The organism is Rhodococcus sp. NPDC058639, from assembly GCF_042717545.1.
Classification (GTDB): Bacteria; Actinomycetota; Actinomycetes; order Mycobacteriales; family Mycobacteriaceae; genus Rhodococcus.
Map to the genome: position 1 here is coordinate 311,997 of NZ_JBHXRF010000006.1, position 26,095 is coordinate 338,091.

Annotated in this window: 25 protein-coding genes, 1 tRNA gene and 1 pseudogene; 16 read left to right on the forward strand and 11 right to left on the reverse strand. The window is 66.8% G+C overall.

The window, feature by feature from the left end:
• Nucleotides 1–94 precede the first annotated feature (94 nt).
• Nucleotides 95–167, forward strand: a tRNA-Ala gene (locus tag ACFWU2_RS14315).
• Between the two features lie 134 nt (nt 168–301).
• Here the strand turns inward: ACFWU2_RS14315 and ACFWU2_RS14320 are convergent.
• The 4 genes and pseudogenes from ACFWU2_RS14320 to ACFWU2_RS14335 all read right to left on the reverse strand — a co-directional run bounded on the left by ACFWU2_RS14320 (nt 302) and on the right by ACFWU2_RS14335 (nt 5,337).
• Nucleotides 302–1,351, reverse strand: a complete 1,050-nt coding sequence (locus tag ACFWU2_RS14320; protein ID WP_378607051.1) for a hypothetical protein — start codon at nt 1,349–1,351, stop codon at nt 302–304.
• Between the two features lie 616 nt (nt 1,352–1,967).
• Nucleotides 1,968–2,567 carry a DJ-1/PfpI family protein gene (locus ACFWU2_RS14325; RefSeq protein WP_378607054.1) on the reverse strand — a complete coding sequence of 200 codons (600 nt, stop codon included), beginning with the start codon at nt 2,565–2,567 and terminating at the stop codon, nt 1,968–1,970.
• A 167-nt stretch (nt 2,568–2,734) separates the two neighbouring features.
• Nucleotides 2,735–3,302: pseudogene (locus tag ACFWU2_RS14330) on the reverse strand (excinuclease ABC subunit UvrA); the annotation flags it as partial.
• 253 nt (nt 3,303–3,555) lie between these two features.
• Entirely contained in the window at nt 3,556–5,337 is a 1,782-nt protein-coding gene (locus ACFWU2_RS14335; protein ID WP_378607057.1) for a cutinase family protein, read from the reverse strand.
• Between the two features lie 190 nt (nt 5,338–5,527).
• Between ACFWU2_RS14335 and ACFWU2_RS14340 the strand changes: the two genes are divergently transcribed.
• The 4 genes from ACFWU2_RS14340 (at nt 5,528) to ACFWU2_RS14355 (ending at nt 8,714) form a co-directional block, all read left to right on the forward strand.
• Nucleotides 5,528–5,743, forward strand: coding sequence for a hypothetical protein (locus tag ACFWU2_RS14340; RefSeq protein ID WP_378607060.1), 216 nt, complete (start codon nt 5,528–5,530; stop codon nt 5,741–5,743).
• 143 nt (nt 5,744–5,886) lie between these two features.
• Nucleotides 5,887–6,972: an S-(hydroxymethyl)mycothiol dehydrogenase gene (locus ACFWU2_RS14345; protein ID WP_378607063.1), complete on the forward strand. Its 1,086-nt coding sequence runs from the start codon at nt 5,887–5,889 to the stop codon at nt 6,970–6,972.
• Nucleotides 6,969–7,607: an MBL fold metallo-hydrolase gene (locus ACFWU2_RS14350; protein ID WP_378607066.1), complete on the forward strand. Its 639-nt coding sequence runs from the start codon at nt 6,969–6,971 to the stop codon at nt 7,605–7,607. Before ACFWU2_RS14345 ends, ACFWU2_RS14350 begins: the two co-directional genes overlap by 4 nt.
• Nucleotides 7,608–7,691: 84 nt before the next feature.
• Nucleotides 7,692–8,714, forward strand: coding sequence for a CobW family GTP-binding protein (locus ACFWU2_RS14355; protein WP_378607069.1), 1,023 nt, complete (start codon nt 7,692–7,694; stop codon nt 8,712–8,714).
• A 13-nt stretch (nt 8,715–8,727) separates the two neighbouring features.
• Here ACFWU2_RS14355 and ACFWU2_RS14360 read toward each other — a convergent pair whose 3' ends face one another.
• The 4 genes from ACFWU2_RS14360 to glp all read right to left on the reverse strand — a co-directional run bounded on the left by ACFWU2_RS14360 (nt 8,728) and on the right by glp (nt 13,051).
• Nucleotides 8,728–10,170 (reverse strand): DEAD/DEAH box helicase, encoded by a 1,443-nt coding sequence (locus tag ACFWU2_RS14360; RefSeq protein WP_378607072.1) that lies wholly within the window; start codon nt 10,168–10,170, stop codon nt 8,728–8,730.
• 226 nt (nt 10,171–10,396) lie between these two features.
• Nucleotides 10,397–10,864 carry a molybdenum cofactor biosynthesis protein MoaE gene (locus tag ACFWU2_RS14365; RefSeq protein ID WP_378607075.1) on the reverse strand — a complete coding sequence of 156 codons (468 nt, stop codon included), beginning with the start codon at nt 10,862–10,864 and terminating at the stop codon, nt 10,397–10,399.
• Nucleotides 10,857–11,861, reverse strand: coding sequence for a bifunctional molybdenum cofactor biosynthesis protein MoaC/MoaB (moaCB, locus tag ACFWU2_RS14370; protein WP_378607078.1), 1,005 nt, complete (start codon nt 11,859–11,861; stop codon nt 10,857–10,859). The genes ACFWU2_RS14365 and moaCB overlap by 8 nt, the downstream gene beginning before the upstream one ends.
• Nucleotides 11,858–13,051 (reverse strand): gephyrin-like molybdotransferase Glp, encoded by a 1,194-nt coding sequence (gene glp, locus ACFWU2_RS14375; RefSeq protein WP_378607081.1) that lies wholly within the window; start codon nt 13,049–13,051, stop codon nt 11,858–11,860. Before glp ends, moaCB begins: the two co-directional genes overlap by 4 nt.
• A 128-nt stretch (nt 13,052–13,179) precedes the next feature.
• On the opposite strand from glp, the gene moaA reads away from it, so the two are divergent.
• Together moaA and ACFWU2_RS14385 are read left to right on the forward strand one after the other, a co-directional pair.
• Nucleotides 13,180–14,238: a GTP 3',8-cyclase MoaA gene (moaA, locus tag ACFWU2_RS14380; RefSeq protein WP_378607084.1), complete on the forward strand. Its 1,059-nt coding sequence runs from the start codon at nt 13,180–13,182 to the stop codon at nt 14,236–14,238.
• Nucleotides 14,231–14,509, forward strand: coding sequence for a MoaD/ThiS family protein (locus tag ACFWU2_RS14385; protein WP_169619685.1), 279 nt, complete (start codon nt 14,231–14,233; stop codon nt 14,507–14,509). Before moaA ends, ACFWU2_RS14385 begins: the two co-directional genes overlap by 8 nt.
• A 21-nt stretch (nt 14,510–14,530) precedes the next feature.
• Here ACFWU2_RS14385 and nadE read toward each other — a convergent pair whose 3' ends face one another.
• On the reverse strand, nt 14,531–15,370 hold the full coding sequence (gene nadE / locus ACFWU2_RS14390) for an ammonia-dependent NAD(+) synthetase (protein WP_378607087.1): 840 nt from the start codon (nt 15,368–15,370) through the stop codon (nt 14,531–14,533).
• A 118-nt stretch (nt 15,371–15,488) separates the two neighbouring features.
• Here nadE and ACFWU2_RS14395 point away from each other — a divergent pair, with 118 nt between their 5' ends.
• Nucleotides 15,489–16,037, forward strand: a complete 549-nt coding sequence (locus ACFWU2_RS14395; protein ID WP_378607091.1) for a nucleosidase — start codon at nt 15,489–15,491, stop codon at nt 16,035–16,037.
• Nucleotides 16,038–16,059: 22 nt separating this feature from the next.
• Here ACFWU2_RS14395 and ACFWU2_RS14400 read toward each other — a convergent pair whose 3' ends face one another.
• The gene (locus tag ACFWU2_RS14400; RefSeq protein WP_378607094.1) at nt 16,060–16,485 is read right to left on the reverse strand and encodes an META domain-containing protein; all 426 of its coding nucleotides are present in this window, start codon (nt 16,483–16,485) and stop codon (nt 16,060–16,062) included.
• 24 nt (nt 16,486–16,509) lie between these two features.
• Nucleotides 16,510–17,121: a TetR/AcrR family transcriptional regulator gene (locus ACFWU2_RS14405; RefSeq protein ID WP_378607098.1), complete on the reverse strand. Its 612-nt coding sequence runs from the start codon at nt 17,119–17,121 to the stop codon at nt 16,510–16,512.
• A gap of 90 nt (nt 17,122–17,211) precedes the next feature.
• On the opposite strand from ACFWU2_RS14405, the gene ACFWU2_RS14410 reads away from it, so the two are divergent.
• From ACFWU2_RS14410 to nrdF, 8 genes are all read left to right on the forward strand, one after another.
• Nucleotides 17,212–17,775 (forward strand): NADPH-dependent FMN reductase, encoded by a 564-nt coding sequence (locus tag ACFWU2_RS14410; protein ID WP_378607101.1) that lies wholly within the window; start codon nt 17,212–17,214, stop codon nt 17,773–17,775.
• Between the two features lie 212 nt (nt 17,776–17,987).
• Nucleotides 17,988–18,548 carry a (2Fe-2S)-binding protein gene (locus ACFWU2_RS14415; protein WP_378607104.1) on the forward strand — a complete coding sequence of 187 codons (561 nt, stop codon included), beginning with the start codon at nt 17,988–17,990 and terminating at the stop codon, nt 18,546–18,548.
• The gene (locus ACFWU2_RS14420) at nt 18,545–19,546 is read left to right on the forward strand and encodes an FAD binding domain-containing protein (protein ID WP_378607107.1); all 1,002 of its coding nucleotides are present in this window, start codon (nt 18,545–18,547) and stop codon (nt 19,544–19,546) included. The genes ACFWU2_RS14415 and ACFWU2_RS14420 overlap by 4 nt, the downstream gene beginning before the upstream one ends.
• The gene (locus tag ACFWU2_RS14425) at nt 19,543–21,630 is read left to right on the forward strand and encodes a xanthine dehydrogenase family protein molybdopterin-binding subunit (RefSeq protein ID WP_378607110.1); all 2,088 of its coding nucleotides are present in this window, start codon (nt 19,543–19,545) and stop codon (nt 21,628–21,630) included. Before ACFWU2_RS14420 ends, ACFWU2_RS14425 begins: the two co-directional genes overlap by 4 nt.
• A gap of 331 nt (nt 21,631–21,961) precedes the next feature.
• Nucleotides 21,962–22,192, forward strand: a complete 231-nt coding sequence (locus ACFWU2_RS14430) for a redoxin NrdH (RefSeq protein WP_378607113.1) — start codon at nt 21,962–21,964, stop codon at nt 22,190–22,192.
• 103 nt (nt 22,193–22,295) lie between these two features.
• A complete protein-coding gene (gene nrdI / locus ACFWU2_RS14435; RefSeq protein ID WP_378607116.1) occupies nt 22,296–22,748 on the forward strand; it encodes a class Ib ribonucleoside-diphosphate reductase assembly flavoprotein NrdI in 453 nt (150 codons plus the stop codon).
• A gap of 120 nt (nt 22,749–22,868) precedes the next feature.
• Entirely contained in the window at nt 22,869–25,034 is a 2,166-nt protein-coding gene (nrdE, locus tag ACFWU2_RS14440) for a class 1b ribonucleoside-diphosphate reductase subunit alpha (RefSeq protein WP_378607119.1), read from the forward strand.
• 52 nt (nt 25,035–25,086) lie between these two features.
• Complete coding sequence (gene nrdF, locus ACFWU2_RS14445; protein ID WP_169619674.1) at nt 25,087–26,094, forward strand: class 1b ribonucleoside-diphosphate reductase subunit beta; 1,008 nt, start codon at nt 25,087–25,089, stop codon at nt 26,092–26,094.
• Nucleotide 26,095: the final 1 nt, after the last annotated feature.

Sequence of the window (26,095 nt, forward strand, 5' to 3'; positions counted from 1 at the left end):
CCCCCGCCGACCAGGCGATTTGTTGGCGGCGAGCGCAATGGTGTAACTTTCTTTCAGCGCACGGGGTTGCCCCCGACGCGCAGAAAATGGATACGGGGCTATGGCGCAGCTGGTAGCGCACCACACTGGCAGTGTGGGGGTCAGGGGTTCGAGTCCCCTTAGCTCCACGTAACCCGAATATAAAACTTGCCCCGCCTGATGGCGGGGCAAGTTTCGTTTGTAGGTGGGTCGACGTGACCGGCACGGTCATCGCTCACAGCGAACCCACAGTCAGCAGTCCGCTTCGCGGAGTCGCCGCACATCAGAGATATCGGCCCGTAGTACTGTCGGCGTCCGCGGCGATGTCGTCCGGCGTTCCCGTGGCGGTGATGCGCCCCCCGGAGGTGCCCCCTCCCGGGCCGAGGTCGATTACGTAGTCGGCGTTGCGGATCATGTCGAGATCGTGCTCGATGATGACGACGGTGGCACCGCGGACGATGAGACGCTCGAGCACCCGGAGGAGAGTCTGCACGTCGAGGGGATGCAGTCCGATCGAGGGCTCGTCCAGCACGAACAGGGTGTCGTGCTGATCTCGGTCGATGTCGGCGGACAGCTCGAGCCGTTGTGCCTCGCCACCGGAAAGGGTGGTGGTCGCTTCACCGAGGGGGAGATACCCGAGGCCGAGGTCCGCGAGCACCCGGAGCCGGTTGTGGACCTTCTCGAGGTCGGCGAGTTCGGTAAGAGCCTGTTCGACGGTGAGCCGGAGCACCACGGGTAGCGAGAGTGCTTCGCGTTGCTCTCCGGCGGCGGGGCGCACGGTGCGGAGGATGTCGTGGGCGGCGGCGTTGTAGCGGGCCCCCTCGCATCCGGGACAGACGATGTCGACGTCGGGGAGGAACTGGACGTCGTGAGAGATCTGCCCGGTGCCGTCGCAGTCCGGGCACCGCAGCGACCCGGTGTTGTAGGAGAAATCGCCGGCTTTCAGGCCGCGTTCCTTCGCGTCGGGGGTGGCGGCGTACGCGCGCCCCAACTCGTCGAGCACACCGCTGTAGGTGGCCACGGTCGAACGGACGTTCAGGCCGATGGGAGCGGCGTCGACAACCGCGACGTTACCGATGCCGGCGGGATCGATGCTCGTCACGTGAGAGGGAAGCTTCTTCCCCGCAGCGACTGCGGTGAGGGCCGGGACGAGGCTCTCGAGGATCACAGTCGTCTTACCGGAACCGGACACGCCCGTGACGGCGGTGAGCCGTCCTTTGGGCAGGTCGACGTCGAGGGCATGGACCGTGTGGATCGGGGTGGTGGACATCCGGATGTGCCCGTGATCGAACACCGCACCGGCCTCGGCCCGTGGACGGACACGCTCGTGCACCGTGTCCGTGAGGAACGGCGCGATAAGGGACCGATCGTTGCTCTCGAGTTCCGGCAGCGTGCTGGACGCGATGACGGTGCCGCCCTCCGCCGGAGCCGGGACCGATCTCGATGAGCCAGTCCGCTCCCCGGAGGACCTGGGTGTCGTGGTCTACGACGGCGACGGAGTTCCCATCCGCGAGCAGCTTCCTGATGACCGCGATGAGCCCGTCGATGTTGGACGGGTGCATCCCGATGGAGGGCTCGTCGAGTGCGTACAGAACGCCGGTGGGTGCGATTGCGGACGGCGCGGGAGAGCTGCACGCGCTGGCGTTCCCCCGTGGAGAGAGTCGACGAGGCGCGGTCGAGATGTGGTCTCGTCATTGAGGTCGCGCATCTTTACGGTTCACGTTAGCCAGTTGATTCGACGGGGCGCCAACTCAACGAGCGATTCTCGCCCTGGGGCCAGTCTCCGAGGTTGCTGGCAGTGCTTTGATGCCGAGTGCGCCTGCGACCCACGGGAGGCCACCTTGCTACGCCCAGCCGCTTGTCGCATTGCAGCACCCAGATGCGACGAGGTCATCGTCGATGTCGAACGAACACGATCTCGATCAACATGGGCGCCCGCTAGCGCGAGATCACACTGGAGGCTGCGGATCGTATTGGATGCCACGCCGTACCTGGCGAGCGCGTTCAACGCCTGCAAGCCGGGAAACGAGGTGCAGCGCCATGTCGATACCGGCAGAGACGCCAGCTGCGGTGATTGTGTCGCCGCAGTCGACGAATCGTGCGTCGCCCTGAACCTCGACTGTTGGGTCGAGCTCGGCGAGTCGGTCGAGCGACGCCCAGTGGGTGGTCGCGGGTCGGTTTCGTAGGATGCCGGCCGCGGCGTATACCAGCGCACCTGTGCACACACTCGTCATAAGAGTGCCATCGTCGCGGCGACGCTGCACCCAATCGAGTCGAGCGCTGTCGTCGAGCTGTCGTCGAGTGCCTTGACCGCCGGGGTAAACCAACACGTCTATTTCGGGTCGATCAGACTCGCTGTAATCGGCGTGAACAGTTAAGCCTTTGGCGCACAGTACTGCCCCACCGGACTGGGAGAAGGTGAACACCTTCCAACCATCGTCCGGCCACTTCTTGGTCCAAAAGGACAACACTTCCCACGGGCCGATCGCATCAAGCTCTTCGACTTCGGCGAAGAGCAGGATGCCGATGTGCTTTGCTTCGTCGGTCATAGGCTAGAGAGTTACATGAGAACAGAGGTGGCTTGCCGCCACCCCCAAGAAGAACCGATCCGTCCCAGGCCCTTTTCCGTCTCCGCCTTCTTCAACGCTTCGACGACGGACTGGTGGGCATTGCGGTAGGTGACATTGAGTTCGAACAGCTTCCCGTTCTTCGACGGGTCGTCGACGTCGCGGACGATGCCGGTACCCCCACAGCGCTCGCACGCGCCTTCGCTGTTGAACGCGAAGGACTCGGCGCTCGGCGGGGCGAACACGACCCCGCACACGGGGCAGGTCAGTGGCACATCGCGGGCGACATCGATCGTGGGTTCCATCAGGTGCCCGTTGGGACACCGGTGGCGACCGAGACGGGAGAAGATCAGCCGGAGACTGTTCAGCAGTTCGGTGGAGGTTCCGAACGTGGAGCGCACCCCGGGGAATTGCGGGCCGCTGGCGGAGTGCGAGCGCGGCAGGGACGTGCTCGACACTGTCGACCGCTGCACGGGCGGCCTGCGTCAGCCGCCGGCGCGTGTAGGTGGACAGCGCCTCGACATAGCGTCGCGATCCCTCCGCGTAGAGCACCCCGAGAGCGAGCGACGACTTTCCGGACCCGGAGACGCCGGCGATGGAGACGAGCGTGTTCAGCGGAAGATCCACGTCGATGTGCCGCAGGTTGTTCACGTGCGCACCACGCACCCGGATCGCGGTGGGGAGGGAAGAACTCTGCGGTTCGTCGTGCTCGGCCATGCTGTGAGTCCCTCCACGCAGGCGGTGAAGAAGCAGCGTGTCGTCGACCGTTCGGGTCAGGGAGCGCGCTGTCGAGACTGCCGGCAAGGAATTCCGTCCGGAACACCTCCCGGTGTCAGGATTCGGACCGGTCGGTCCTCACGCTACTGGAGCCGAAGAAAAAACTCGGCGCCAGGACTCGCGGTACGACCGCGGCGCTCGGGGGAGGCCGGGGGTCGAAGCTGCGAGTACTGGCGCCGAGTTGCTGGGTGTGTCAGGAAACGGGCTGCGGCGACGGGGTCGTCGTAGGCACCGTCGTGGTGGCCGGGGCGGTGGTGCCTGTCGGCTGCTCCGTTGTCGGCTCACCGGTGGTCGGCTGACCGGGGGTGGGCTCGCCCGTGGTCGGCGCCGGCACGCCGGCACCTTCGGGGGCGGGAACGGTGCCCGGAACCGGAGCCGGAGCCACGGAGGGCGCGCCGGACGGGGCGGTCGGAGCGGGGGCGACGCCCGGTGCAGGAGCACCCGGTGCCGGAGCGGACGGTGCCGGCACGGTGCCGTCCTGAGCCGGCGACGTCTGCGGGTTCGCCTGATCGCTGGGCGAGGCGGGCGCGGGTGTCGTCTCGGAGGTCTCCGTGGTCTCGGAGGCTTCCGCAGCTTCGGCGGCGGCCATCATCCGGATCGCCTTTGCTTCGGCGTCGCTGGACACGGGCTTACCCTGCTTGGCCTGCTCGGCCAGGTGGTTGAGCCACGCGGCTGCGTACTCGACGGTGCTGGTGCCCTGACCGTCGATGTCGTCGTCCCAGTAGTCGAAGTGGTGCCCGTAGTGGTCTCGGGTCTCCTCGTTGTAGCCGAAGGTCTGGTCGTACGGATCGCTCATGATCACCGCGAGGGTGTTCTGGTTGCTCCGCACGAATCCGATGACCTCCTTGAGGAGCTTCTCCGGGAGGTACGCGAGGTTGGCCAGGCGGTCCGCCGGGATGGGCGCGGAACCGTCGGCTGCGACGGGCGTCGTCGCGGGGGCATTCGGGACGTACTTGGGGTCGGACACCTTGATCAGAACGTCGAGGAACGTCTCGTCGGACTGCATCCAGCCCTCGTTGGCGGACACATCGGCGAGCGCGAGCAACGCGACCCGGCCGATGACCTGGGCGAGATCGGCACCTGTGGCAGGGGACAGCCCTTCCCGCTCGAACGCATCACCGTTGACCTGACGGCCGAGGTTGACGAGCAGTTCGATCAGGGCGATGTTGTCCGGCGTCGAGCACGCGAAGTCGCCTTCGGAGCAGAAAGAGGCAACCTTGCCGTCCAGATAGCCGAACTCGCCGGTCGTTCCGGGCAGCGCACCGCTGCCGGGAGCCGGCCCGCTGCCGGGCTCGTAGGGGCGGTCGAAGCCGTCTGGATTGCTGGGATCCTCGGCGCCTGGGAAGAAACCTCCGTCGACACCGCGGCCGGCGTCGGACAGAATGACGACTCCCGTGACCGCAGAGGGATCACCACTGGGCCAGGTGCCGTCCGCGTTCTGCTCCTGGTTGCCGATCTGCATCGCTGCACGCCGGACCACATCCGCGCCTTCGCTGAAGCCCACGATGGCGAACTGCGTGTCGGGGCAGGAGGCCTGGATCGCCTTCATGACCTGGATGGTGTTTTCGGCGCCCTTGGTCACGGCGTCTTCGTAGCTCGACAGGTCGGCGGGATACTCGACGTAGATCGCCGCGTATCCGTTGTCCGCCTCGTGATCCTTCAGCGGTGCGTTGATCACGGGGTCCACCCACATGCTCCCGTACGCGCCCTGCTGCGCGGCGGGCAACTTGTTGCCCTTTTCGTCGACGAGCATCTTCGACTGGTCGCGCGGGGTGTCTCCACGTCCGCCGACGCCGATGCTGACCATGTCATGGCAGTCGGCCGTCGATGCCAGGCCCGCCAGAGCGGGGTCGGCGACAGTGGGCGGGGTCGGTTGCGGCCACGCGATGGCGACTGCCGCCGCGACCCCGAGCGCGAGAGGCGCGAGCACGCCCGCGAAAATCTTGCCGCGTGACGGCGACGTTCCATTAGCCATGGGTTTTCCAATCCGTTTCACCTGTCGGACATCCGGTGCGAGGATGCGGGCGGGTCACATCACACGTCGCGCAAACGCGCCCCCGTGTTACATCGGAGCCCGCGGCCGAAAGACGTCGCTTCGGTCGCCCGCTTCTTTCGAAGGCGCAGGATTTGCTCGCGCGCCCCGCCGACTGGCGAAGGAGAGACGCATGGACACCTCCGACGGCTCGTTCGGGACCGAGTTTCCGACCGTCATGGGAAAGGTGTCTCGGCGTGCTCTCTCCGAGCACGGCTACACCCGGTTCGACCACCTGACCTCGGTGACGCCGAAAGAACTGCTGACCATCCACGGTGTCGGCCCGAAGGCGATCCGCATTCTGGGCGAAGAACTCGCCGCACGGGGTCTGCGCTTCCGGGAGGCGTGACCCGGGTGCCGAGACGCCCGCCGGGCCGCCCGTTCGGATTTCACCCGGTCGGGCTCGTCCTCGAGGACGAGTTGAGGGCACTCGGAGGCGATAGGGTCGATATCACCGACCGGCGCGAGCCACAGTACGAAGGAGACATCACCATGTCGCAGACAGTCCGCGGAGTAATCGCACGCGCGAAGGGAGCACCCGTCGAGGTAGTGCCCATCGTGATCCCCGATCCCGGGCCGGGCGAAGTCGTCGTCGCGATCGCTGCGTGCGGTGTGTGCCACACGGATCTGCACTACCGCGAGGGTGGAATCAACGACGAGTTCCCGTTCCTGCTCGGACACGAAGCCGCTGGTGTCGTCGAATCGGTCGGTGAAGGTGTCGAGTCGGTCGCCGTGGGCGACTTCGTCGTCCTCAACTGGCGTGCCGTGTGCGGGCAGTGCCGCGCGTGCAAGCGTGGTCAGCCCCAGTACTGCTTCTCGACGTTCAACGCCACCCAGAAGATGACCCTCGAGGACGGCACGGAACTGAGCCCCGCGCTGGGTATCGGCGCGTTCGCCGACAAGACCCTCGTGCACGCCGGCCAGTGCACCAAGGTCGATCCGACCGCGGATCCCGCCGTGGTGGGTCTGCTCGGCTGCGGCGTGATGGCGGGCCTCGGTGCCGCCGTGAATACGGGCGGCGTGACGCGCGGCCAGTCGGTTGCGGTCATCGGATGCGGCGGCGTCGGCGACGCCGCGATCATGGGTGCCCGGCTCGCCGGCGCAGGCAAGATCATCGCCGTGGACCGCGACGACAAGAAGCTCGAGTGGGCCACCGACCTGGGAGCGACCCACACGATCAACTCCACCTCGACCGACGCGGTCGAGGCGATCAAGGAGATCACCGGCGGCTTCGGTGCCGACGTGGTGATCGATGCCGTCGGTCGCCCGGAGACCTACAAGCAGGCCTTCTACGCCCGCGACCTGGCGGGCACCGTCGTTCTGGTGGGTGTTCCGACTCCGGACATGACCCTCGAGATGCCGCTGATCGACTTCTTCTCCCACGGCGGCTCCCTCAAGAGCTCGTGGTACGGGGATTGCCTGCCCGAACGTGACTTCCCGACGTACGTCGATCTGTACCAGCAGGGACGTCTGCCGCTCGAGAAGTTCGTCACCGAACGTATCGGCATCGACGATGTCGAGAAGGCGTTCGAGACGATGCACCGAGGCGAGGTTCTCCGATCGGTGGTGGTCTTGTGAGCACCGTGTCGCCGATCCGGGTGGATCGGGTCGTCACCCGCGGGATCTTCGCCCTCGACGGCGGGGAGTGGGAAGTCGACAACAACATCTGGCTGGTCGGCAACGACGACGAGGTGGTGGTGATCGACGCCGCGCACACAGCGCAGCCGATCATCGATGCCGTCGGCAGCCGCAAGGTGGTGGCGATCGTCTGCACCCACGCGCACAACGATCACATCACCGTCGCACCCGAACTGTCGGAGAAGCTCGACGCGCCGATCCTCCTCAACCCCGCCGACGACATGCTCTGGGAGATGACCCACCCGGGCGTCGCCCACGGCACGATCGAGGACGGGCAACGGATCTCGGTGGCGGGCACCGATATTCAGACGATTGCGACACCGGGTCACTCACCGGGTTCGGTCTGCCTGTACCTGCCCGAAGCCGGCGAATTGTTCACCGGCGACACGTTGTTCTCGGGCGGCCCGGGTGCGACCGGGCGCTCCTTCTCGGACTTCCCGACGATCATCGGGTCGATCCGCGACAAGCTGTTCGCACTGCCCGCCGAGACCACGGTGCACACCGGGCACGGTGACGGAACCACGATCGGCACGGAGTCTCCGCACCTCGAAGAGTGGATCAAGCGGGGTAGCTGACACCCTGTCGCGGGTGGTTCCGGGGCCGGACGTCGCCGGAACCACCCGCGTCAGCACCGTTGCGCTCGCCGCTACCCTCACCGTATGGCGAAGAAGCAGATACCGGTGGTGGTGGTCGCCGGGTTCCTCGGCTCGGGAAAGACGACCCTCCTCAACCATCTCCTGCGCAACACTCGCGGCGCGCGGATCGGTGTGATCGTCAACGATTTCGGCTCGGTCAACATCGACTCGATGATGGTGGCCGGCCAGGTCGACTCGATGGTCTCGCTCAGCAACGGATGCCTGTGCTGCGCTGTCGATGTCAGCGACATGGATGCGATGCTCGACCGGCTCGCGCATCGGTCGTCGGACCTCGATGTCATCGTCGTCGAAGCCAGCGGTCTTGCCGAACCCCGGAACATGATCCGTCTCGTCGTCGGGTCGGAGAATCCGTTCGTCACCTACGGTGGCCTCGTGCTCGTCGTCGACGCCGTGGAATTCGAGGGGGTCAGGGCAGCACATCCCGAAATCGAGCAGCACGTCGCGCTCGCAGACCTGGTGCTGCTCAACAAAACCGACCGTATCGACAGCGACGCGCACGACGACCTGCTCGGCGTGTTGTGCGGCCTCAACTCCCGCGCCGCCGTCGTCTCGACCGAGCACGCGCGGATCGATCCGGCTCTGCTGTTCGACATACCCGACCGTCCCGAACCGCAGCCGGGCGAACAACTCACCCTCGACCGGTTGCTCTACCCGGACGAAGAACACGACCATGTGCATCTGCACGACGGGTACGACGCCGTCACGTTCGAGACCCAGGACGCACTACACCCCCGCGCGCTGGTCGATTTTCTCGAGAACCAGCCCGCAGGGGTGTTTCGTATCAAAGGCTATGTGCGCGTTGCCGCGGGACTACGGGTGAGCACCTACCTGGTGCACACGGTGGGCGATCACATCCGGTTCGAACCGGTGAGCCGCGGCGAGAGCGTCCCCGACTGCACCACGTTGGTGGTGATCGGTGCCGATCTCGACGCGGATGCTGTCCGCGACCGGTTGACGGAATGCATTGCGACCGAACCGGTGTCGGGCGACGCGATGTACGCCGTCCACCGGTTCACGCCGCGCTGAACCCGGCTGGGGATCAGCGCGGGGTAGCCGTCGGGCGCGTCGAACGACGACGACCGGTGGCAGCGACTCCTCCGTGTCCCGTGGACGAGCGCTGTCCTGCCGGCGCAGCCTGGCGCGTGGCGGAACCGGCGCCCTGACGGGACGAGGAACCCTGGCGGGACGAGGAACCCGAACCCTGACGTGCTGCGCCGCCCTGGGTCGGGGTGCGGCGGCGTCCGCCACCGGCCCCACCGGACCGCTGCGGGCGCGACGTACCGGCGGCCTGAGCCTGGACCGGCTTCGGCGCGACATAAGCGGCGATTTCGCCGACGAGCGCGAGAACGTGCTCGGACTTCGCCGTCGACTTGATCGGCGTGACGTTGATCGCGGCCTTCCGCATGATGACGGCGAGATCCCTGCGCTGGTCCGGAAGGACGAGCGTGACGACATCGCCGGCGCTTCCGGCGCGCGCGGTGCGACCCGAACGGTGCAGGTATGCCTTGTGCTCGGCCGGCGGATCGACGTGGACGACGAGTTCGACGTCGTCGACGTGCACGCCGCGGGCTGCGACGTCGGTGGCCACGAGAACCCGTGCCTCACCCGAGGAGAACGCTGCGAGGTTCCGGTCGCGAGCGTTCTGCGACAGGTTGCCGTGCAGATCGACCGCCGGGATTCCCGAGTCGGTGAGCTGCTTGGCCAGCTTGCGGGCCTGATGCTTGGTGCGCATGAACAGGATTCGTCGTCCGTTGCCCGAGGCAAGGGTGCGAATGAGATCCTTCTTGGCGTCGAGGCCGGGCACATCGAAGATGTGGTGCGTCATCGCGGCGACGGGGGAGTTCGCCTCGTCGACCGAGTGCATCACCTGGTTGTGGAGGAAGCGCTTGACGAGCTTGTCGACTCCGTTGTCCAGGGTGGCCGAAAACAGAAGGCGCTGGCCGTTGCTCGGCGTTGCGTTCATGATGCGCGTCACGCCCGGGAGGAAGCCGAGATCGGCCATGTGGTCGGCCTCGTCGAGCACGGTGATCTCGATCGCGTCGAGCGAGACGAACTTCTGGCGCATGAGGTCTTCGAGGCGTCCCGGGCAGGCGATGACGATGTCGACGCCGCGGCGCAGTGCCTCGACCTGGCGGCTCTGCGACACGCCACCGAAGATCGTGGTCACGCGAAGGCCGGACGCATGCGCGAGAGGCTCGACGACTGCTGCGATCTGCGTTGCGAGTTCGCGGGTCGGCGCAAGTACGAGGCCGCGGGGACGGCCCGCAGCGCGGGTGGAGCCACCGGCGAGACGCGCGGTGAGGGGGATCGAGAATGCAAGAGTCTTACCGCTACCCGTACGGCCGCGGCCGAGCACGTCGCGTCCCGCGAGCGTGTCCGGGAGGGTGTCGACCTGGATCGGGAAGGGGCTGGTGATTCCGGAGTCACTCAACGTAGCGACGAGAGGACGGGGGACACCAAGATCGGAAAAAGATGTGGTCATAGAACAGCGCTGCCTTTCACTGCGGCGTGTGTGCACTCGACGGGAAGTGTTCCCGTGGTGCTGACGTGATCGCCGCAAGGAAAGCCGGTGCGTGTGCAGAGAGCTGCAGTATGCATGCGGGTCGGGCACGATCCCGATCCCGCCGGTATCCCACGACGGTGGGTGTCTTCGTGACACCCGAACCACATCACCCTACCGCACACCCGGACGGGTACGTCCCGCTCGGTTACAGCCCGACCCACTCGGTGACACCGTGGCCGAAGTGCTGGCGCTTCCAGATCGGTACTTCCTGTTTGATGCGTTCCACCAGGTCGGCGCAGGTGGAGAAGGCTTCGGCGCGGTGCGGCGCGGCGACGGCGGCGACGAGGGCGAGATCGCCGATGGTGAGATGTCCCACTCGGTGCACGGCGGCCACGGGAAGACCCGACGCTGCGGCGGCCTCCTCGCAGCAGCGGCGCAGGAAGGCCTCCGCGTCGGGGTGCGCCTGATACTCGAGCGCGGTCACGGCCTGGCCGCCGTCGTGGTTGCGCACGACACCGGTGAACACCACCACTGCTCCGTGTTCCGGACCGGCGACCGCGGCGTCCACGATCGCGGCGTCCAATGGCTCCGCCGAAATCCTGGCCAGCACTTGGCTCTTGCCGCCGGTCTCGTCGGTCCGGCCCGTCGTGCCGACGCCGTCTGCTTCACTCATGTGATCCGCCTCCCGCCACTTGCGCCAACAGATGATCGAGGATCGGCTCGAGCGCGGCGAGCCCGTCCTTCACTCCACCGGGCGAGCCCGGCAGGTTCACGACGACGGTGCGGCCCGCGAGACCGGCGACCCCACGTGAGAGGACGGCGTGAGGGGTGACGTCGAGTCCGCGTCTGCGGATCGACTCCGCGACCCCCGGTAGTTCGCGATCGAGCACCGCGCGGGTCGCTTCGGGGGTGGAGTCGGTCGGCGACGCACCGGTGCCACCGGTGGTCACGATCAACGCCGGTGCACCTCGGAGCGCATCTGCAAGACCCGCAGCGATCTGCGCATCGGCATACACGAGCGGGCCGCGGACGCTGAATCCGCGCTCGGCCAACCACTTCTCGATCACCGGGCCGGTGCGATCCTCGCGAGTTCCCGCGGCGACTCCGGTGGACGCCACCACGACGACCGCCGAACGCTCGGCCGAATCGCCACCCTCCGGTGCGGTATCGGTCTGCGGTTCGGCGTCCTGGGTGTCGGAGTCGTCGCGGCGCCAGCGACCGTGCTTGCCGCCTTCCTTCGAGATGAGGCGTACCCCGTCCAGGGTTGCGGCGGGGTCGACGGCTTTGACCATGTCGTGCAACGTGAGTCCGGCGACGGCAACCGCGGTGAGCGCTTCCATCTCGACGCCGGTAGGCCCCTTCGTCTTGGCGGTCGCCTCGATGGTGATCGCGGTGTCGGTGAACCCGAAAGTCACCTTCACCGACGACAATGCGAGCTGGTGGCACAAGGGAATCAGTTCCCAGGTCCGCTTCGCCGCGGCGATACCGGCGATGCGGGCGGTGGCGAGGACGTCGGCCTTGGGCATGTCGTCGGCGCGCACGAGGGCGACGACTTCCGGCGTGGTGACGAGGTGGCCGGCGGCGAGTGCGGTCCGCGTGGTGTCCGCCTTTGCGGACACATCGACCATGCGGGCGCGGCCCTGGTCGTCGAGATGGCTCAATTCGCTCACAGTGTCAGCACTTTCACGAGGTCTCCAGCTTCGAGTGAGACGGTGTCGGCGGGGATGTCGAGAAGGACGTCGGCAGCGGCCAGACCGGCCACTTGGTGTGATCCGCGCCCGGCAGCGGGTCTCACGGTGCGGCCGTCGAGGACACCGCGCAGGAACTGCCGTTTGCCCGCGACCGAGGTCAGATCTGTGGCCAGGGGAAGCATTTCGGTCACGGGGGGCGGGTATCCCGCTGCGGCTCGAAGCGCCGGGCGCGCGAACACCTCGAAGGAAACCAGTGCGCTGACGGGGTTGCCGGGAAAGGTCAGCACCGGAACGCCGTCGATCACCGCGGAGCCCTGCGGACCACCGGGCTGCATCGCGACCGAGACGAAGTTGCCGCCCCTCGGTTCGAGAGTGTCCTTGACGACTTCGAAGTCGCCCTTCGACACCCCTCCCGAGGTGAACACGACATCGGCGACGCGCACGGCGTAGGAGAGCATCTTGGCGAACTCGTCGGGGTCGTCGTGGCAGTGGTCGACCGAGACGACGTCGGCGCCGTTGGCGGCGGCACTCGCGGCCAGGGCCGGGCCGTTGGAGTTGTAGATGCGGCCGGGGCCGAGCACGTCGCCCGCGGTGACGAGTTCACTTCCGGTGGAGATCACCGCGACGCGCGGTCGTGCCCGGACCGGGATATCCGTCAAGCCGACTGCGGCGAGCGCAGCGATATGGCGGGCTGCGAGCACCGTGCCCGCCGTCAGCAGGCGGTCGCCCGTCCGGACATCGCTGCCGGCTTCCCGGACGTAGGTCCCCGGTGTCGTCCCGCGGCCGATCGTCACGGTGCCGGCGGCTTCGTCAGCGGTGGTGTCCTCGACGGGAACGACGGCGTCGGCCCCCTCGGGCATCGGCGCACCGGTCATGATTTTCAGTGCGTGCCCCGGCTCGAGGACTCCGGCGGCGTCCCCCGCGGCGACGACGCCCTGCACCGGCATCGTCACCGGCGTGTCGGCCACGGTGCCGGATGCGACCGCGTAGCCGTCCATCTGCGAGTTCCGGAACGACGGAAGGTCGAGCGGAGAACTGATCGTCTCGGCGAGCGTGCGGTGCAGAGCCCGTGAAAGCGGGACGGTCGCGGTGGACCCGGTACGCAGCACCGCGAGTAATTCACCCACGTACTGCTCGTGTTCCTCCACGGACCGCCTGCCGCTCGTCATGCGGCCAATCCTAGGCATATCGCCGTCCGCATCCGGCCGCGTACTCGGTTGGAGCGGGTTCGTCGGGTACTTCGGTATTCACGGTTCGCCGGTAGTGGGCATACTGGGCGTATGGCGATGGTGATCGGATGACGGCGGTGAACGTGGGGATTCCGTCCGTGCGTGGACGTGCCGACGACACCTCCGACCGGCCCGACGTACCCGATCTTCTCGACCGCTTCGGTCGGGTCGCCCGCGACCTGCGTGTCTCCATCACCGAGAAGTGCTCGCTGCGCTGCACCTATTGCATGCCGGAAGAGGGGCTTCCCCCCATTCCTCGTGAACAACTCCTCACGGTCGACGAGATCGTGCGCCTGGTGGGTATCGCGACCGGCAGGCTCGGAGTCCGCGAGGTGCGCTTCACCGGCGGGGAACCGCTGGTACGCCGCGACCTCGAGGCCATCATCGAAGGCTGCTCACGTGTCGCGCCCGGAATCCCGCTCGCGGTCACCACCAACGCGGTCGGTCTGGAGCATCGGGCACGTGCGCTCGCGCAGGCCGGTCTCACCCGCGTCAACATCTCCCTGGACACGATCGATCGCGATCATTTCGCCCAGCTCACCCGCCGCGACCGCCTCGGGTCGGTGCTCGCCGGTATCCGCGCCGCGAAGAGCGCCGGCTTTGCCCGGGTCAAGGTCAACGCGGTCCTCATGCCCGAAACCCTGCACGGCGCCGCGGACCTCCTCGGGTGGTGTCTCGAGGAGCAGGTGGAGTTGCGGTTCATCGAACAGATGCCGCTCGACGCCGATCACGAATGGGCGCGGTCGCGGATGGTGACCGCACAGGGGCTGCTCGATGCCCTCGGTGAGCGCTTCACCCTTACCGAGACCGAGCGCGAGGATCCTTCGGCACCGGCCGAGCGCTGGCTCGTCGACGGTGGTCCCGCGACCGTCGGCATCATCGCCTCGGTGACCCGCTCGTTCTGCTCGGATTGCGACCGCACCAGGCTCACGGCGGAAGGTACGGTCCGGTCCTGCCTGTTCAGCGACCAGGAGACGGACCTGAGGGCTGCGCTGCGTGGCGGCGCGACCGACGACGAGCTGGTGGATCTCTGGCGCGGCGCGATGTGGAACAAGTGGGCCGGGCACGGTATCGACGCGGCGGACTTCGCGCCGCCGCAACGCAGTATGGGAGCGATCGGTGGCTGACGTGGTGAACGGAATCGAGGTCCGGTACTTTGCGGCCGCGACCGACGCGTCCGGGTGCGAGAAGGAGACCGTGGCATTGCCCGCCGGCTCCGATCTCGGTGCCCTGCGGACAGTGCTCGTAGAGCGGTACGGCCCCGCCATGGAGCGGGTTCTGTCGGTCGCGGCGTATCTCGTCGAGCCGGGAGACGGAGGCGCCGGGGAACTCACCCGCGATCTTTCCCGTCCGGCGGGTGCCCGGGTCGACGTGCTGCCCCCGTTCGCCGGCGGCTGAGAACCCGCCCGGGCCTCTGTCCTACTTCCACCAGGTGTCGGACGGTGCCACCGGCATCACGCGCTTGTGGTGTGTTTCGAGGAACTTGCCTTCGAGTCGCTTCGCGAGATCATCGGTGACGTCCTTACCCTCGAGGTAGTCGTCGATCTCGCTGTACGTCATGCCCAGTGCCTCTTCATCGGGCAGAGCCGGACGGTCGTCCTCGAGATCGGCCGTGGGGACCTTGCTCCAGGTGCTCTCCGGTGCCCCGAGTTCCCGGAGCAACGCCGCCCCCTGCCGCTTGGTGAGGCCGGCCAGCGGCGTGATGTCGACACCGCCGTCTCCGTACTTGGTGTAGAAGCCCGTGACGGCCTCGGCGGCGTGATCGGTGCCGACCACGAGGTGACCCAGTTCGCCGGCGATCGTGTACTGGAGCATCATGCGCTCGCGTGCCTTGATGTTTCCCCGGACGAAATCGCGAATGGTGCTCCCGTGGCCGGGGATTTCGCCCAGCGCTCGTCCCGCTTCCGTCGCGGTGGCGTCGGTTCCCGGTTTGATGTCCGCCCGCACCGTGTGATCGGGCCGAATGAAGCCGAGGGCGATCTGTGCGTCGTGCTCGTCGGCCTGCTGCCCGTAGGGGAGGCGCACGGCGACGAATTCTGCGTCGTGCCCGTCTTTTCGAAGCTTCTCGACGGCGAGCTGAGCGAGGCGTCCGGCGAGCGTGCTGTCCTGACCGCCGCTGATGCCGAGCACCAGACCCTTCGCCGGCGTAGCGGCAAGATAGTCGGCGAGAAACTGCACTCGCGAATCGATCTCGCTCCGCGGATCGATGGAGGGCTTGACGCCGAGTTCTTCGATGATCCGATCGCGCAGGTTCGTCATTGCCGCCACATTAGCGTCACCGGAGCCGTGCTGCGAGACGACCGCGCGATACGGTGCGGGACGAGGCCACGCGCATGCACACGGCAGTGTCGTCGGCCGTCGAACTCGGAGGCAGCAGGTGAACGGGATCCTCGTCGTATCCGCAACGAAGTCGGAGGCAATGTACGTTCCGGAACGGTACGACACGCTGATCACGGGCATAGGGAAGGTCACCGCGGCCGTCGCGGTGACGGCGGCGCTCGCGCGCTATCCGGAGGGCCGCAGACCGCTGGTCGTCAACATCGGAACTGCCGGCGCCCTGCGGAGTACGCACGGCGGACTCTATCTTCCCTCCACCGTCATCAACCACGACATCAGCAGCGAAGTGTTACGGAGTCTCGGGCACCCGGTGCTCGACACGCTCACGTTCGAGGACGGCGACGGAACGATCCTGGCAACGGGGGATTCGTTCGTTTCCGACGCCGAGGTCCGCGATGCGCTGGCCGCCCGTGCCGACCTCGTCGACATGGAGGGCTTCGCGATCGCCTCCGCGTCGGCGCACATGGGAGCGTCCTGCCGGCTCGTCAAGCACGTGAGCGATCACGCCGACGAAACGGCGATGGACTGGCCGAAGCAGATCGACAACAGCGCACGGGTGCTCGCGGAATGGCTCGTGGACATGTACTGACGGCACTGCTGCCATCGGGGGATCAGCGGTCGGCGGACTGCTCGACGAGGGTGATCCGGAGGTTGTCCGTCGCGAGCGTGAGCACATCTCCGTCCAGATGCCACCGCGGCTGAGCGGCGAAGAGTCTCTGCACCCACTGGTCGGCCTCGTCGAGCGGTGGTGGGCACGCCATCATCGTGGTGGCGAGGCCGTCCGCATGCACCACCCCGCCGGAGAAGTCCGCAGTGCCCATCATCCGGTTGCAGCCTGCATACGCGGCCACCCGTTCGGGAGCCGGGAAGGCGACGGTGAACGGACCCCCGCCCGGGATAGGAGTGCCGACGATCTCGGTGGATACGAAGTCGCGGCCCACGAGATCGGAAGCCGAGGATGCCGTTGCGCCGGCGTCGCACGCACACAGCAGTCCGCCGAGGGTGAGGACGACGAACGCGCGGAGGGCACCGGTCATGGGGCTCACCGTACCCGGCGGGAGTTACCGGTCGGCGGGACGCGTAATGCGTCGCGCGAGGTCGGCCCAGGCCTGGGCGAGACGCTCGAGGGGGTAACCGAGGTCGCGGCACTGGTGGAGTACGAGTGACGCATCGAGCGGTGCCAGCAGAGCCTGGGCGAGGACCGGGAGGTCGCCACCTGTTCCCGCCGCCCGGAGCAGGATCTGCACGTGGGTGAGCGACACCGTGCGAGCCGGAGTGGAGAACCGCACGCCGCCGCCCGCGGACTCGGCGGCCCGGAGCAGTTCACCCTGCACGTCGACGAGTGCGATGCGCGCTCGGCCGAAGGCGACGAGCCGTTCGACCGGATCCGCGCCCGGTCCGAGCGGTGGGGGCCCGAACAGAAATGCCTCCTGCAGTTCGCGCTCGCTGTGGTCGAGCAGCGCCTGCATGAGACCGGCGCGGGACCCGAAGCGCCGGAAGACCGTTCCCTTACCGACACCCGCTTTCGCTGCGACGGCGTCCATCGTGATCGCGTCGGCGCCGTGCTCGGCGACGAGCAGGGACGCGGCGTCGAGCAGACGCTTCCGATTGCGAGCCGCGTCGCCGCGTTCTGCGGGGTCGTCATCGACCAGCCACAGCGGGTGAGTGTTCACAAGATCACATTCTAACCTCGCGGGAATGAAAGTGGACCGCGGTCCGTTTATGATTGCGGAATCAACCAACTCGATCGAAGGATGTACCTCATGGCTCAGACTCGAGTGCTCGCCCTCGTCGGAAGCCTCCGCTCCGCCGCTGTCACCCGCCAGCTCGCCGAGACGGCTGCCACCGTGGCCCCCGAGGGCGTCGAGGTGAGCATCTACGACGGCCTCGCTGACGTGCCGTTCTACAACGAAGACCTCGACGGCGAGACGGTGCCCGCCGCTGCTGTCGCCCTCCGCGACGCTGTCGCCGGCGTCGACGCCGTTCTGTTCCTGACTCCGGAATACAACGGATCGACCTCGGGCGTCCTCAAGAATGCGATCGACTGGCTCTCGCGCCCCTACGGCGCCGGTGCGCTGTCGGGCAAGCCGGTGGCCGTCGTCAGCGCGTCGCCGAGCGGCAACGCCGCGAAGTGGGCACTCGAGGACACCGTCAAGGCTGTCGGGATCGCCGGCGGCAAGGTCGCCGAAGGAGGCTCCCTCTCGGTCGGCGGCACCTTCGGAAAGTTCGGCGACGCACACGCCAAGGAGCATGCCGAGACAGCCACCGAGATCGCCGGCCTCGTCGACGCGCTCGTGAATGCCACCAAGGAACTCGTCGAGGCCTGATCAACCTCGAGGTCAGACAGACGTTCGCGTCGCCGCCCGCCGTCCACCCGGGTGCGCCGCGACGACCGGCCCCGGTCCCGCATCAGCGGGACCGGGGCTGTTGCGTCTCCGGAGCCGCCCGCGACCGGGCCCGAAAGACCTCCGACGACGTGATTGGAGTCGCGGTGCACGGGGAATGCCCGGACGACAGCCCACCGTTGGGAGGACGACCCATGGCATCCGAGACCGCCGACGTCGGCACGGCTCCGCCCGGCCTGCACGAACACTCCGTCACCTTCACGGTCGACGGCACCGAACGGCACTGCACCGTCGATGCCGGCACCACCGTGCTCGACGCCCTCCGCGACCGCCTCGGCGTCACCTCGCCCAAGAAGGGATGCGACCTCGGCCAGTGCGGCTCGTGCACCGTCCTTCTCGACGGCCGGCGCAGGGTCACGTGCCTTGCGCTCGCCGTCGCACACGACGGTGCCGAGATCGTCACCGCGGCGGGCTTGGCGGCCGACGGACCGCACCCCCTTCAAGAACGCTTCCTCGAGCAGGACGCCTTCCAGTGTGGGTACTGCACGCCCGGCCAGATCTGCTCCGCGATCGGCATGCTCGACGAATACGCCCAGGGCGACCCGAGCCACGTCACCGAACAACTCGATGTCACGCCCGACCTCGACGACGACGAGATCCGGGAGCGCATGAGCGGCAACCTGTGCCGTTGTGCCGCGTATCCCAACATCGTCGACGCGATCAGGGATGTCGCAGGGCAGGGGGCGATCGAATGAGACCGCTTCGCTACGAACGACCGGCCGATGCCGCGACGGCGGTCGCGACCGTGCACGACAACCCGGACGCGGTGTTCCTCGCATCCGGCACCAATCTCGTCGACCACCTCAAGATCGGCGTTGCGACTCCGGGAATGCTGGTCGACATCTCGCACCTGCCGCTCGACTCGGTGGAGGGCACCGCGGACGGAGGTCTCCGGATCGGCGCGAACGTGCGCAACAGCACGCTCGCCGTGCACCCCGACGTGCGCCGCAACTATCCGATGCTCACGCGTGCACTCCTGTCGGGCGCATCTCCGCAACTGCGGAATGCGGCCACCACCGGCGGGAATCTCCTGCAGCGCACCCGGTGCGTGTACTTCCGCGACGTGTCCACACCGTGCAACAAGCGTGAACCGGGCAGCGGGTGCTCGGCGCTGGACGGATACACCCGCTACCACGCGGTGCTCGGCGCATCGGAGGACTGCGTTGCGACACACCCGTCGGATATGGCGGTGGCCATGCTCGCCCTCGATGCAGAGGTTCTCGTTCTGGGCCCGGACGGGGAGCGCACCGTACCGCTCGAGGAGTTCTATCGTCTGCCGGGCGACCGGCCCGACCTCGACACCACCCTCGACCGCGACGAACTCGTTGTCGGCGTGCATCTTCCGCCGCCGCAGACCACCGTGTCGACGTATCGCAAGGTCCGGGACCGCGCGTCCTACGCGTTCGCCCTGGTCTCGGTCGCTGCCGAACTGACCGTCTCGGACGGCACGATCACCGGGTGCCGTATCGCCTTCGGAGGGGTCGCGCACCGGCCGTGGCGCGCACACCGCACCGAAGCCGCTCTTCTCGGAGAGCGCCCGGGGGAGGACCTGTTCGCGCGGGCGGCCGATGCGGAACTGGTCGACGCCCGGGCCCTCGACGGCAACGCGTTCAAGATCCCCCTGCTGCGTCGCACGGTTGCCGCCGTGCTCCGCGACCTCGCCGGACTCCACGAGGAAGGGGTATCCGCATGACAAGCGCCACCCGTGCCGTGGGCACATCCACCACGCGGGTCGACGGGCCGCAGAAGGTCGCCGGGACCGCGCCCTACTCCTACGAGCACCCCGTACCCGATCCCGCCTACCTGGTGCCGCTGGTGTCGACGATCGCGCGGGGGACGGTCGACCGCATCGACACCGCCGCCGCCGAAGCGGTCCCCGGTGTCATCACGGTGCTCACCCCGTGGAACGCACCCCGTCTCACCGACGAGGCCGAGGGTGAATACGTCGTGCTGCAGAACCCCGACGTGCTTTTCCGGGGTCAGCTCATCGGTGCGGTCGTGGCCGAGTCTCCGGAAGCCGCGCGGTACGCGTGCGAGCTGTTGTCGGTGGAGTACACGAGCACCGACCACGACACCCGCTTCCGGTCCGACCACCGGGACGCCTACACGCCGGAGAAGGCCAACGGGGGATACCCCACCGACTCCGAGCGAGGTGACACGGACGGGGCGTTCTCCGCTGCCGACGTGGTGATCGACGAGTGGTACTCCACCCCCGAAGAGCACAACAACCCGCTCGAACCGCACACCGTCGTCGCACTGTGGGACGGGGAAACCCTCACCCTCTATACCTCCACGCAGCATCCGCACGGGGTCGTCTCGGCACTCGCACCGGCCCTCGGGCTCGACTCCTCGACGATGCGGGTGATCTGCCCGTACATCGGGGGTGGCTTCGGATCGAAGGGCGGACCCCACGCGCACGACGTGCTCGGTGCGCTCGCCGCCAAGGCGGTGCCCGGACGCGCGGTGAAGTTCGCCGTCTCCCGGCACGACATGTTCGGCTATGTCGGGTACCGCTCGCCGACGGCATCGCGTGTCCGTCTCGCAGCCCGCAGCGACGGCCGGCTCACCGGCATCGTGCACGAGGCCTACGTCCAGAGTTCCCACGTCACCGAGTTCGTCGAGCAGGCCGCCGTGCCGCTGCGGAACCTGTACGACGTGCCCAATGTGCGCACGTCCCATCGGGCGGTCCCCCTCGACGTGCCGGCACCGTTCTGGATGCGGGCGCCCGGTGAAGCCCCCGGCATGTTCGCCGGCGAGGTGGCGATGGACGAACTCGCGGTGGTGTGCGGGATCGACCCCGTCGAACTGCGCATCCGCAACGAACCGGAGTCCGACCCCGAGACCGGGAAACCCTGGTCGTCGCGCCGGCTCGTCGAATGCCTCCGCGAAGGCGCGGAGCGATTCGGCTGGGATCCGTCCGATCGGTCACCGGGGACACGCAGCGACGGGCGGTGGCTCACCGGCACCGGTGTCGCGGTGGCGACCTACCCCCACATGGTCAAGCCCGGCTCGACAGCATCGATCAGGTACCGCGGAAACGGACGGTTCCAGGTCCGGATCGGGGCGGCGGACCTCGGGACAGGTGCGTGGACCGCGCTGACCCTCATCGCGGCAGACGCGCTGGGTGTGGCTCCGGAACAGATCGACCTCGACCTCGGCGACAGCGCGCTGCCCTACGGAACCGTCGCGGGCGGCTCCTCGGGCACATCGTCGTGGGGCAACGCCATCGTGGCGGCGGCCGGAACGTTCCGGACCCGATTCGGGGACTCTCCGAATCCCGGAGACGAGGCGTCCGCGACAGCGGGAGAGAACTCCGACCTCGAGAGCTACACCGCCGCTTCGTTCGGCGCGCACTTCGTCGAAGTCCACGTCGATCGCGACACCGGTGAGATCCGGGTGCCGCGCATGTTCGGCATGTTCTCGGTCGGACGCGTCATCAATCCGCGCACCGCCCGTTCGCAGTTCATCGGCGGCATGTCGTTCGGAATCTCCATGGCCCTGCTCGAGGAGAGCATCCGCGACCCGCGGTTCGGGCACGTGCTCAACCACGATCTCGCGGAGTACCACGTACCGACGCACGCGGACATCCGCGACGTGGACGCCGCATGGCTCGACGAAGACGACTTCCACGCCACGGCCGTGGGATCACGAGGCATCGGAGAGATCGGCATCGTCGGCAGCGCGGCAGCGGTCGTGAACGCGCTCTGGCACGCGACCGGGGTGCGGGTGCGGAGTCTGCCGGCCAGGCTCGACGACCTGCTGCCCGCACTGCCGTAGCGGGCGCGCCACCGGCACCCCGCGGAGGGTGTCGGTGGGTGGCGTCACACTGTGCTCGAGGCCATGGTCGGCGCGCCCCGTCACGACACGCCGTACAGGCCCCTGAACGTGCATGTCGGGGAGGTGCGACCTGGGAATATCAACCCTGTAACTCACAAGATCCTGGGTTCTGTGTATCTGTCGGACACAAGGTGTAGTGTCTAGACCGCTGGATGGCTCAAGGGTCGCCGGTCTCTCGGGGAAGTGAGATCGGACGGATTCGGTGGGCATTCGAGCACGCGCAACAGTCAGTCGTCAGGCCGTCACGGCCATCGTGAACTAAGGGGCACCCATGAACATCACCGTCTACACAAAGCCTGCCTGCGTCCAGTGCAATGCCACCTACCGTGCCCTCGACAAGGCCGGCATCGAGTACGACATCGTCGACATCACCGAGAACCCGGAAGCCCGTGACTACGTGATGGCGCTGGGCTACCTCCAGGCTCCCGTCGTCGTCGCCGGTGACGATCACTGGGCCGGCTTCCGTCCCGATCGCATCAAGGCGCTCACGGTCGCAGCCTGAGTGTTCGCACCGTCCGAATCCGCGGACCGTCGCAGTTCCCTGCGGCAGCTTCTTCGCCCGACCGAGCCGGTCTTCGCAATCGATTGAAGAGTGGTGAGCATCGATGACCTCGCAGGGTCAGCCCCCGGGCACGTCGCTGGTGTATTTCTCGAGTGCATCGGAGAACACCCACCGTTTCGTTCGGAAACTCGGCGTTCCGGCGACACGGATTCCGCTGCACGACCGCGACGGCACCTTCGAAGTGCATGAGCCGTACGTGCTGGTGGTGCCGACCTACGGTGGCGGGACCACCGCCACCGGGCGCGACACCCACTACGTCCCCAAACAGGTCGTCCGATTCCTCAACAACGAGCACAATCGGGGGCTGATCCGGGGAGTGATCGCGGCAGGGAACACCAACTTCGGGGAGTCGTACTGTTTCGCAGGCGACATCGTCTCCCGAAAGTGCCGCGTGCCGTACCTGTACCGATTCGAGTTGATGGGCACGGCCGACGACGTCGAACGTGTCCGTGCCGGACTCGACCGCTTCTGGGAGTCGGAGCTGCAAACCGTATAGGCCGCACTCCGCACCGCCCCGAACCGTATGGGGCACACCGTCATCCGTATCCGTACCCGACGCGCGTCGCACACGTGGCAGCGCGGCACCTTCCTTTATCCGATAAGTGGGGACAGCACTGTGACCATTACCGATCCCGCTCCAGCCAAGAGCCACAAGCTCGACGACTCGCTCAAGGGTCTCGACTATCACGCGCTCAACGCCATGTTGAACCTGTACGGCCCCAACGGTGAGATCCAGTTCGACAAGGATGTTGCCGCTGCGCGCCAGTACTTCCTGCAGCACGTCAACCAGAACACCGTGTTCTTCCACAACCTCGACGAGAAGCTGGACTACCTCATCGAGGAGAACTACTACGAGCCCGAGGTACTCGACAAGTACTCCCGCTCGTTCGTCAAGACGCTGTTCCAGCACGCCTACGCGCAGAAGTTCCGTTTCCCCACGTTCCTCGGAGCGTTCAAGTACTACACGTCGTACACCCTCAAGACGTTCGACGGGAAGCGCTACCTCGAGCGTTTCGAAGATCGCGTGTGCATGGTCGCACTGACTCTCGCCGACGGCGACGAGATCCTTGCGACGCACCTGGTGGACGAGATCATCTCCGGCCGCTTCCAGCCCGCTACCCCGACCTTCCTGAACTCCGGTAAGAAGCAGCGCGGCGAGCCGGTCTCGTGCTTCCTGCTCCGCATCGAGGACAACATGGAGTCGATCGGACGCGCGATCAACTCCGCCCTGCAGCTGTCCAAGCGCGGCGGTGGAGTTGCCCTGCTGCTGACCAACATTCGCGAGCACGGCGCGCCGATCAAGAAGATCGAGAACCAGTCCTCCGGCGTCATCCCCATCATGAAGCTGCTCGAGGATTCCTTCTCGTACGCCAACCAGCTCGGTGCGCGGCAGGGTGCGGGCGCGGTCTATCTGCACGCCCACCACCCCGACATCTACCGGTTCCTCGACACCAAGCGTGAGAACGCCGACGAGAAGATCCGGATCAAGACGCTCTCGCTGGGGGTCGTGATCCCGGACATCACGTTCGAGCTGGCCAAGAAGAACGACGACATGTACCTGTTCTCGCCGTACGACGTCGAGCGCATCTACGGCAAGCCGTTCGCCGACATCGACGTCACCGAGAAGTACTACGAGATGGTCGACGACAAGCGGATCCGCAAGTCGAAGATCAAGGCGCGTGAGTTCTTCCAGACCGTCGCCGAGTTGCAGTTCGAGTCCGGCTACCCGTACATCATGTTCGAGGACACGGTGAACCGCGCGAACCCGATCGCCGGCAAGATCACCCACTCGAACCTGTGCTCCGAGATCCTGCAGGTGTCCACGGCCTCGACGTACAACGACGACCTGTCCTACAGCCACGTGGGCAAGGACATCTCGTGCAATCTCGGTTCGCTCAACATCGCCAAGACGATGGACTCGCCCGACTTCGCGCAGACCATCGAGGTCGCCATCCGGGGCCTGACCGCCGTGTCCGACCAGACGCACATCAATTCGGTTCCGTCGATCGAGCAGGGCAACAACGATTCCCATGCCATCGGCCTGGGTCAGATGAACCTGCACGGTTACCTCGCCCGCGAGCGGATCTACTACGGCTCCGACGAGGGCATCGACTTCACGAACATCTACTTCTACACGGTGCTGTTCCACGCGCTGCGCGCGTCGAACAAGCTCGCCATCGAGCGAGGCTCGCACTTCAAGGGATTCCCGGAGTCGAAGTACGCGTCGGGCGAGTTCTTCGACAAGTACACCGACCAGACCTGGGAGCCGGCGACCGAGCGGGTGCGGCAGTTGTTCGCCGAGTCGGGCGTGGAGATCCCCACGCAGGACGACTGGCGTGAGCTGAAGGCGTCGGTGCAGCAGCACGGCATCTACAACCAGAACCTCCAGGCCGTCCCGCCGACGGGTTCGATCTCGTACATCAACAACTCCACCAGTTCGATCCACCCGGTGGCGTCGAAGATCGAGATCCGCAAGGAAGGCAAGATCGGCCGCGTCTACTACCCGGCTCCCTACCTGACCAACGACAACCTGGAGTACTTCCAGGATGCCTACGAAATCGGGTACGAGAAGATCGTCGACACCTACGCCGCGGCGACCCAGCACGTCGATCAGGGCCTGTCGCTCACCTTGTTCTTCAAGGACACGGCATCCACCCGCGACGTGAACCGGGCGCAGATCTACGCCTGGCGCAAGGGCATCAAGACGCTGTACTACATCCGCCTGCGGCAGATGGCGCTCGAGGGCACCGAGGTCGAGGGTTGCGTCTCCTGCATGCTGTGATCCGACTTCCACGACACCCGTTGCACACGAACACCGATCAGGTAGGTAACCGATGACCTCAGCACCGCACGCGCACTCGCCGGCGGACGGCCTGCGCGTCAAGCTCATCGATCGCGTCTCCGCGATCAACTGGAACCGCGTCCCCGACGAGAAGGACGCCGAGGTGTGGGATCGCCTCACCGGCAACTTCTGGCTTCCGGAGAAGGTGCCGGTGTCCAACGACATCCCGTCGTGGGGAACGCTCAACGCATACGAGCAGCAACTCACGATGCGGGTGTTCACGGGACTGACCCTGCTCGACACCATCCAGGGCACGGTGGGCGCCGTCTCGCTGATTCCCGACGCGGTCACTCCGCACGAGGAAGCTGTCCTCACGAACATCGCGTTCATGGAGTCGGTGCACGCGAAGTCGTACTCGAACATCTTCTCGACCCTGTGCTCGACGCGTGAGATCGACGACGCGTTCCGGTGGTCGGAGGACAACGTGAACCTTCAGCGCAAGGCGCAGATCGTCCTGGACTACTACAAGGGCGACAACCCGCTCAAGCGCAAGGCCGCCTCGACGCTGCTCGAGTCGTTCCTCTTCTACTCCGGTTTCTACCTGCCGATGTACTGGTCGTCGCGGGCCAAGCTGACCAACACGGCCGACATGATCCGCCTGATCATCCGTGACGAGGCCGTGCACGGCTACTACATCGGCTACAAGTACCAGAAGGGCCTCGAGAAGATCACTCAGGCCGAGCGCGACGACCTCAAGGATTGGGTCTTCGAGTTGCTCTTCGAGCTCTACGACAACGAAACCCAGTACACCGCAGACCTGTACGACGAGGCGGGCCTGACCGAGGACGTCAAGAAGTTCCTCCGGTACAACGCCAACAAGGCGCTGATGAACCTCGGGTACGAGGCGCTGTTCCCCAAGGACGAGACCGACGTGAACCCGGCTATCCTGTCGGCGCTCTCGCCGAACGCCGACGAGAACCACGACTTCTTCTCGGGCTCGGGTAGCTCCTACGTCATCGGCAAGGCCGTCGTCACCGAGGACGACGACTGGGACTTCTGAC